General features: G+C 72.0%; 1 protein-coding gene. It reads left to right on the top strand.

Going from position 1 to position 589, the window contains the following annotated elements; translation table 11 throughout:
• Positions 1 to 82: 82 nt before the first annotated feature.
• A partial coding sequence (locus KUM32_RS39385) for an aminotransferase class III-fold pyridoxal phosphate-dependent enzyme (RefSeq protein ID WP_217146552.1) occupies positions 83 to 589 on the top strand: 507 nt, incomplete at its 3' end.

The following is a 589-nucleotide window of genomic DNA, read 5'->3' as shown; positions in this document are numbered from 1 at the left end:
CCCTAGGCTGAGAGACCGGCCCCGCACCCCGCCGTACCGCCGGCGCCGTCCACCGAGCCGCGAGCGATTGAGGTACCGAAACGTGTCCACGCACTCCGCCCCCGCCCCCGATCCCACCACCGGTGCCGCGGTCAAGGCCGCCGACCGCGCGCACGTCTTCCACTCCTGGTCGGCACAGGGCCAGATCGACCCGCCGGCCATCGCCGGGGCCGAGGGCTCCTACTTCTGGGACTACGACGGCAACCGCTTCCTCGACTTCTCCTCACAGCTCGTCAACACCAACATCGGGCACCAGCACCCGAAGGTCGTGGCCGCCATCCAGGAGCAGGCGGCGAAGATGTGCACGCTCGCGCCCGGCTTCGCGGTGGACGTGCGCTCCGAGGCGGCCCGGCTGATCGCCCAGCGCACCCCAGGGGACCTCGACAAGATCTTCTTCACCAACGGCGGCGCCGAGGCGGTCGAGAACGCCGTACGGATGGCGCGGGTGCACACCGGGCGGCCCAAGGCGCTCTCCGCGTACCGCTCGTACCACGGGGCCACCAACGCCGCGATCAACCTGACCGGCGACCCGCGCCGGTGGGCCTCGGAC

Source organism: Streptomyces sp. AC627_RSS907, from assembly GCF_019049165.1.
Note: the sequence above shows the minus strand (reverse complement) of the source record. Positions and strands in the feature narration are given on the sequence as shown.